Source organism: Escherichia sp. MOD1-EC5950, assembly GCF_002965345.1.
GTDB lineage: Bacteria > Pseudomonadota > Gammaproteobacteria > Enterobacterales > Enterobacteriaceae > Escherichia > Escherichia marmotae.
Window position 1 is genome coordinate 22,149 of the sequence record NZ_PTSR01000035.1, and the last position, 7,835, is coordinate 29,983.

General features: G+C 53.6%; 7 protein-coding genes. 4 read left to right on the forward strand and 3 right to left on the reverse strand.

Going from position 1 to position 7,835, the window contains the following annotated elements; genetic code table 11:
• Positions 1 to 36 precede the first annotated feature (36 nt).
• Entirely contained in the window at positions 37 to 309 is a 273-nt protein-coding gene (gene hupA / locus BEA93_RS21445; protein WP_001044513.1) for a nucleoid-associated protein HU-alpha, read from the forward strand.
• 12 nt (positions 310 to 321) lie between these two features.
• On the forward strand, positions 322 to 1,017 hold the full coding sequence (locus BEA93_RS21450; protein ID WP_010375907.1) for a DUF1481 domain-containing protein: 696 nt from the start codon (positions 322 to 324) through the stop codon (positions 1,015 to 1,017).
• A gap of 1 nt (position 1,018) precedes the next feature.
• Here BEA93_RS21450 and zraP read toward each other — a convergent pair whose 3' ends face one another.
• On the reverse strand, positions 1,019 to 1,447 hold the full coding sequence (gene zraP / locus BEA93_RS21455; RefSeq protein WP_000828219.1) for a zinc resistance sensor/chaperone ZraP: 429 nt from the start codon (positions 1,445 to 1,447) through the stop codon (positions 1,019 to 1,021).
• Between the two features lie 237 nt (positions 1,448 to 1,684).
• Here zraP and zraS point away from each other — a divergent pair, with 237 nt between their 5' ends.
• Together zraS and zraR are read left to right on the forward strand one after the other, a co-directional pair.
• Complete coding sequence (zraS, locus tag BEA93_RS21465) at positions 1,685 to 3,082, forward strand: two-component system sensor histidine kinase ZraS (protein ID WP_105225041.1); 1,398 nt, start codon at positions 1,685 to 1,687, stop codon at positions 3,080 to 3,082.
• Entirely contained in the window at positions 3,079 to 4,404 is a 1,326-nt protein-coding gene (gene zraR / locus BEA93_RS21470; protein ID WP_000679878.1) for a sigma-54-dependent response regulator transcription factor ZraR, read from the forward strand. Before zraS ends, zraR begins: the two co-directional genes overlap by 4 nt.
• Here the strand turns inward: zraR and purD are convergent.
• Entirely contained in the window at positions 4,401 to 5,690 is a 1,290-nt protein-coding gene (purD, locus tag BEA93_RS21475; RefSeq protein ID WP_105225042.1) for a phosphoribosylamine--glycine ligase, read from the reverse strand. The genes zraR and purD overlap by 4 nt on opposite strands.
• An 11-nt stretch (positions 5,691 to 5,701) precedes the next feature.
• Entirely contained in the window at positions 5,702 to 7,291 is a 1,590-nt protein-coding gene (gene purH / locus BEA93_RS21480) for a bifunctional phosphoribosylaminoimidazolecarboxamide formyltransferase/IMP cyclohydrolase (protein WP_085449481.1), read from the reverse strand.
• Between the last annotated feature and the right edge of the window lie 544 nt (positions 7,292 to 7,835).

A 7,835-nucleotide genomic window follows, 5' to 3' on the forward strand; every position in this document is an offset into this window, starting at 1 on the left:
GCTTAGCAAGCGATAAACACATTGTAAGGATAACTTATGAACAAGACTCAACTGATTGATGTAATTGCAGAGAAAGCAGAACTGTCCAAAACCCAGGCTAAAGCTGCTCTGGAGTCCACTCTGGCTGCAATTACTGAGTCTCTGAAAGAAGGCGATGCTGTACAACTGGTTGGTTTCGGAACCTTCAAAGTGAACCACCGCGCTGAGCGTACTGGCCGCAACCCGCAGACCGGTAAAGAAATCAAAATCGCCGCAGCTAACGTACCGGCATTTGTTTCTGGCAAGGCACTGAAAGACGCAGTTAAGTAAGATTGCGTGGCAGTGAACAGTTTTAACGAAGGGGTGGTTTCACCCCTTTTGTCTTTCTGGCGTCGCACATTGATGCTGGCAGGCGTGCTGTTTCTCTCTGCCTGTAGCCACAACTCTTCACTTCCCCCTTTTACCGCCAGTGGGTTTGCCGAAGACCAGGGTGCAGTGCGCATCTGGCGAAAAGACAGCGGCGATAATATCCATCTGCTTGCCGTGTTCAGTCCGTGGCGCAATGGCGATACCACTACCCGTGAATACCGCTGGCAGGGCGATAACCTCACGCTTATCAATATCAACGTTTACAGCAAACCGCCGGTGAATATCCGCGCACGCTTTGACGAGCGCGGTGACCTGAGCTTTATGCAACGTGAATCCGACGGGCAAAAGCAGCAGCTTTCTAACGATCAAATCGATTTATACCGTTATCGTGCAGACCAGATCCGCCAGATTAGCGACGCCTTACGTCAGGGGAGAGTGGTACTGCGTCAGGGACGCTGGCATGCGATGGAACAGACTGTGACTACCTGCGAAGGGCAAACCATTAAGCCTGATTTAGATTCGCAGGCGATAGCGCATATCGAGCGCCGCCAGAGCCGCTCTTCTGTTGATGTGAGCGTGGCATGGCTGGAAGCGCCCGAGGGTTCACAATTACTGTTAGTGGCAAACTCTGATTTTTGTCGCTGGCAACCCAACGAGAAGACGTTCTGATTTACCAGTGGCCCATACCCATATGGCCGCCACCACCTCCGCAGCCACCGTAACCCATGCCCATTCCGACACCGCGTGGAATACCCGCTTCAGCCATCGCAATATCCCGTTTAACTCGCAATTCATCTAATGACTGACGTAAAGTCTCCATCTCTTTGGCGACTGCGTTAATTTTGCTGCTATCCGGTGGATTAGCGGCTAACAGGGCGTTGTATTCATAACGCTTCGTCACCAGTTGTTGTTGCAGCGCGCTGCTTTGGGCGTAAAAGTCATTATGGATTTTCTGCCACGCAGTTTGTTGTTCGCTGGTCAAAGGCGCTGCATTTTGCTGCCACATACCGTGTCCGCCGTGGGCAAATGCAGTTGTTGAGCCTATCGCCATTGCTGAAAACGCCATCATCACCAGGGCAATCTTCGTGTTCCGTTTCATGGTTAATCCTCCAGTGGTTGTCTTACTTTACGTATTGCATCTTTCGTGCCAACGATGAAACACCGATGTAACGGGCAATCTGGCGCGGTTAGCGAGTAAAAATGACCCGATTGTGGTGGGTAGCGAGTCATTTTTACTCATTGAAAGATAAGCGTTTGTGTTACAGCGCAGGGTAGGGGGCAATAAAAGATGGCATGATTTGTGCTGTCAAAAAGGGATGAACAGGCAAAGAAGAAGATGCGTTTTATGCAACGTTCTAAAGACACATTAGCCAAATGGTTAAGCGCGATCCTCCCCGTAGTCATTGTTGGGCTGGTGGGATTGTTTGCGGTGACGGTGATTCGCGATTATGGGCGGGCAAGCGAGGCTGACCGCCAGGCATTACTGGAAAAAGGTAATGTGCTCATTCGCGCTCTGGAGTCAGGAAGTCGCGTAGGGATGGGGATGCGAATGCACCATGTGCAGCAACAGGCACTTCTGGAAGAGATGGCAGGCCAGCCAGGGGTGTTGTGGTTTGCGGTCACCGATGCGCAGGGCATTATCATTCTTCACAGTGACCCAGAAATGGTCGGGCGTGCACTCTATTCGCCTGATGAAATGCGGCAGTTAAAGCCAGAGGAAAACTCCCGCTGGCGACTGCTTGAGGACGCGGGAAAAACGCCTGCGCTTGAGGTCTATCGTTTGTTTCAGCCCATGTCAGCCTCCTGGAGGCATGGGATGCATAATATGCCGCGCTGTAACGGCAAACCTGAGCCACAGGCAGATGCACAACAGGCTATTTTTATCGCTGTTGATGCCAGTGATCTGGTTGCAACCCAGATTGGGGAGAAGCGCAATACCCTGATTATTCTCTTTGCTCTGGCGACGGTATTGCTGGCGAGCGTGTTGTCATTCTTCTGGTATCGCCGTTACCTTCGCTCGCGCCAGTTATTGCAGGATGAAATGAAGCGCAAAGAGAAGCTGGTGGCGCTGGGGCATCTGGCGGCAGGCGTCGCCCACGAAATCCGTAACCCACTTTCATCGATTAAAGGACTGGCGAAATATTTTGCCGAGCGCACGCCCGCGGGGGGCGAAGCGCATCAACTGGCGCAGGTGATGGCGAAAGAAGCCGACCGTTTGAATCGCGTGGTGAGCGAACTGCTGGAACTGGTCAAGCCAACGCACCTTGCTTTGCAGGCGGTGGAGCTCAATACCCTGATTAACCATTCATTACAACTGGTGAGCCAGGACGCTCAGAGTCGTGAGATACAGTTGTGCTTTAACGCTAACAACGGGTTGCCGGAAATTCAGGCCGACCCGGACAGACTGACTCAGGTACTGTTAAATCTTTATCTCAATGCTATTCAGGCTATTGGTGAGCATGGCGTGATTAGTGTGACGGCAAGTGAAAGCGGCAATGGCGTGAAAATTAACGTTACCGACAGCGGTAAGGGAATTGCGGCAGATCAACTGGAGGCTATCTTCACCCCGTACTTCACCACCAAAGCCGAAGGCACCGGGCTGGGGCTGGCGGTTGTGCATAATATTGTTGAACAACACGGTGGTACAATTCAGGTCGCCAGCCAGGAGGGGAAAGGTGCAACATTCACCCTCTGGCTTCCGGTGAATATTAATCGTAAGGACCCACAAGGATGAAGCACGATAACATCGATATTCTGGTGGTGGATGATGACATTAGCCACTGCACCATCTTGCAGGCATTGCTACGTGGCTGGGGCTATAACGTCGCGCTGGCGAACAGCGGGCGACAGGCGCTGGAGCAGGTGCGGGAACAGGTTTTTGATCTTGTGCTTTGCGATGTGCGAATGGCGGAGATGGACGGCATCGCCACGCTGAAAGAGATTAAAGCGTTAAATCCGGCAATTCCGGTGCTGATTATGACCGCTTACTCCAGCGTCGAGACGGCGGTAGAAGCGCTGAAAACCGGGGCACTGGATTATCTCATCAAGCCGCTGGATTTCGATAACTTGCAGGCAACGCTGGAAAAGGCGCTTGCTCATACGCAGATTGTCGCTTCTGAAACGCCTACCGTGCTAGCCAGCCAGTTTGGGATGGTTGGGAAAAGCCCGGCGATGCAACACTTACTCAGTGAAATAGCCCTCGTCGCACCATCGGAAGCCACGGTGTTGATCCACGGCGATTCTGGCACCGGCAAAGAGTTGGTTGCCAGAGCAATTCACGCCAGTAGCGCACGTAGTGAAAAACCGCTGGTAACGCTCAACTGTGCGGCACTCAACGAATCCTTACTGGAGTCCGAATTGTTCGGTCATGAAAAAGGGGCGTTTACCGGTGCCGATAAACGGCGGGAAGGGCGCTTTGTTGAGGCGGACGGCGGCACGTTGTTTCTCGATGAAATTGGCGATATTTCTCCAATGATGCAGGTTCGTCTGCTGCGTGCCATTCAGGAGCGTGAAGTCCAGCGTGTTGGCAGCAACCAGACTATTTCTGTCGATGTCCGGCTGATTGCCGCGACCCATCGCGATCTTGCCGCAGAGGTGAATGCCGGGCGTTTTCGCCAGGATCTCTACTATCGACTGAACGTGGTGGCGATTGAAGTGCCGGCGCTACGTCAACGGCGGGAAGATATTCCTCTGTTGGCAGATCATTTTCTGCAGCGCTTTGCTGAACGTAATCGCAAGGCGGTAAAAGGCTTTACGCCGCAGGCGATGGATCTGCTAATTCACTACGACTGGCCGGGGAATATTCGTGAACTGGAAAACGCAGTGGAACGGGCGGTGGTGCTACTGACCGGGGAATATATTTCCGAACGCGAGCTGCCGCTGGCGATTGCCAGTACGTCGATTCCGCTGGTGCAAAGTCAGGATATTCAGCCGCTGGTGGAAGTGGAAAAGGAGGTGATTCTGGCGGCGCTGGAGAAAACGGGCGGCAACAAAACCGAAGCCGCCCGCCAGTTAGGGATCACGCGCAAAACGCTATTGGCAAAACTGTCGCGTTAGTTCTGCTCGCGTTCGATGGCGCGCCAGCCGATATCTTTCCGGCAGAAGCAATCATCCCAGTGGATATCGGTCATTAAGGCATAAGCGCGTTTCTGCGCTTCTGCCACGGTATGACCCAGCGCGGTGACGCACAGTACGCGCCCGCCGCTGGTGATCACCTGCTCGTCATCTGCCAGTTTCGTACCCGCATGGAACACTTTGCCGTCTTCCACTTCTTCCAGCGGCAGGCCGTGGATCACATCGCCGGTGCGGTAATCCCCTGGATATCCACCCGCAGCCATCACCACGCCGAGAGAAGCACGTTCATCCCACTCGGACGTTTTCTCGTCCAGCTTGCCTTCACAGGCCGCCAGGCAGAGTTCAACCAGATCGGACTTCATGCGCAGCATAATCGGCTGGGTTTCCGGATCGCCAAAGCGGCAGTTAAACTCGATAACCTTCGGATTACCCTGTTTGTCGATCATCAAACCCGCGTAGAGAAAACCGGTGTAGGTGTTGCCTTCCGCCGCCATGCCTTTTACGGTTGGCCAGATGATGCGTTCCATCGTGCGCTGATGAACTTCATCGGTCACCACTGGCGCAGGAGAGTAAGCACCCATCCCGCCGGTGTTCGGCCCGGTATCTTTATCGCCTACGCGTTTGTGATCCTGGCTGGTGGCCATTGGCAGCACATGTTCGCCGTCCACCATCACGATAAAGCTCGCTTCTTCGCCGTCGAGGAACTCTTCGATCACAATGCGATGACCCGCGTCGCCAAAAGCGTTGCCCGCCAGCATATCGTGAACAGCCGCTTCAGCTTCTTCCAGTGTCATCGCCACGATAACACCTTTCCCGGCGGCCAGACCGTCCGCTTTGATAACGATCGGTGCGCCTTTCTCACGCAGATACGCTAATGCAGGTTCTACTTCGGTGAAGTTCTGGTATTCCGCCGTAGGGATCTTATGGCGGGCCAGGAAATCTTTAGTAAATGCTTTCGAGCCTTCCAGTTGTGCGGCACCTGCGGTTGGGCCGAAGATTTTCAGCCCAGCGGCGCGGAAGGTATCAACCACGCCTTTCACCAGCGGTGCTTCCGGGCCGACGATGGTTAGGTCGATCTTTTCGTTTTGCGCGAAATCCAGCAGCGCCGGGATATCGGCCACGCCGATAGCGACGTTTTGCAGCGCAGGTTCCAGCGCCGTTCCCGCATTACCTGGTGCGACAAATACGGTCTCAACCAGCGGCGATTGCGCCGCTTTCCAGGCCAGCGCGTGTTCGCGCCCGCCGTTACCAATCACTAATACTTTCATCTGTCGCTCCATTAATGGCGGAAGTGGCGCATGTCGGTGAAGAGCATCGCAATACCGTGCTCGTCGGCGGCAGCAATCACTTCGTCATCACGGATAGAACCGCCAGGCTGGATTACGCAGGTCACGCCCGCAGCGGCGGCGGCATCAATACCGTCGCGGAACGGGAAGAACGCGTCAGAAGCCATCGAGGAACCTTTCACTTCCAGACCTTCATCGGCGGCTTTAATACCGGCGATTTTCGCGGAGTACACGCGGCTCATCTGGCCCGCGCCAATCCCGATGGTCATATTGTTTTTGGCATAGACGATGGCATTGGATTTCACGAACTTCGCCACCTTCCAGCAGAACAGCGCATCACGTAGTTCCTGCTCGGTCGGCTGGCGTTTAGTCACCACGCGCAGTTCTTCTGCGCCAACCATGCCCAGATCGCGATCCTGAACCAGCAAACCGCCATTCACGCGTTTGAAATCGAGGCCCGGAACACGCTCGCCCCACTGACCACAGGTCAGGACGCGCACGTTCTGTTTGGCGGCGGTGATTTTCAGGGCTTCTTCGCTGGCGGACGGCGCAATGATCACTTCAACAAACTGACGGGAGATAATAGCCTGCGCGGTTTCAGCATCCAGCTCACGGTTAAAAGCGATAATGCCGCCGAATGCGGAGGTTGGGTCGGTTTTATACGCGCGATCGTAAGCATCAAGGATCGTGCTGCTGATGGCGACACCGCAGGGGTTAGCGTGCTTCACAATCACACAGGCTGGCTCCGCAAATTCTTTCACGCATTCCAGCGCCGCATCGGTATCAGCGATGTTGTTATAGGAAAGGGCTTTACCCTGAACCTGGATTGCGGTGGCAACGGAGGCTTCTTTCACATTCTCTTCTATATAGAAGGCAGCTTGCTGGTGGCTGTTTTCACCGTAGCGCATATCCTGCTTCTTAATGAAGTTCAGGTTAAGTGTGCGCGGGAAGCGGCCAGCCGCTTCTTTACTCTCGCCGTGATAAGCCGGAACCATGCTACCGAAGTAGTTGGCGATCATGCTGTCATAGGCGGCGGTATGTTCGAAGGCTTTGATGGCGAGGTCGAAACGGGTATCGAGAGTCAGAGAACCTTCGTTGGCATCCATCTCTTCAATAATAGCGTCATAGTCGCTGCTCTTAACAACGATAGCGACATCTCTATGATTCTTGGCGGCGGAGCGCACCATGGTTGGGCCGCCGATATCGATGTTCTCAACCGCATCTTCCAGTGAGCAGCCTTCACGGGCCACGGTCTGGGCGAATGGGTACAGGTTAACGACCACCATATCGATAGGTTGGATCTGATGTTCTTCCATAATGGCATCGTCCTGACCGCGACGGCCCAGAATACCGCCGTGCACTTTTGGATGCAGGGTCTTCACGCGTCCATCCATCATCTCCGGGAAACCGGTGTAATCGGAAACTTCGGTCACCGGCAGGCCTTTTTCTGCTAACAGACGGGCAGTGCCCCCTGTAGATAGCAGCTCCACACCGCGTGCAGAAAGTGCCTGGGCGAATTCGACGATACCGGCTTTGTCAGAAACACTGAGCAGAGCGCGGCGGACTGGACGACGTTGTTGCATGGTAAATCCCCTGGATTTGACTATTACAGAGAGCGTTAGCTGAATTTTTCGCAAAAAACTCAGCTAACGCCCCTAACGGGGCATCTTTATTTTTCGCCCGCATTGTAACGAAAACGTTTGCGCAACGCTCGCGAATTTTTTTGTTTCGATGGTGATCTCGATTTTGATTGCCATTAGCGGTTCAGGAATACAGAAATAACGCTGATGATTGTGGATAACTCTGTGTGTAAAAAGGTATAAAGCGGGGTTTTGCTGGGGAATGCAGCAGTCAGTCATTTTTTTGCAATTTTTCTATTGCGGCCTACGGAGAACACCCTATAATGCGCCTCCGTTGAGACGACAACGTGAAACACTTCACAAGATGGTCGGAACGACACGGAGAAAAATCCTGAAATTCAGGGTTGACTCTGAAAGAGGAAAGCGTAATATACGCCACCTCGCGACAGTGAGCTGAAAGCCGCGTCGCAACTGCTCTTTAACAATTTATCAGACAATCTGTGTGGGCACTCGAAGATACGGATTCTTAACGTCGCAAGACGCTAAA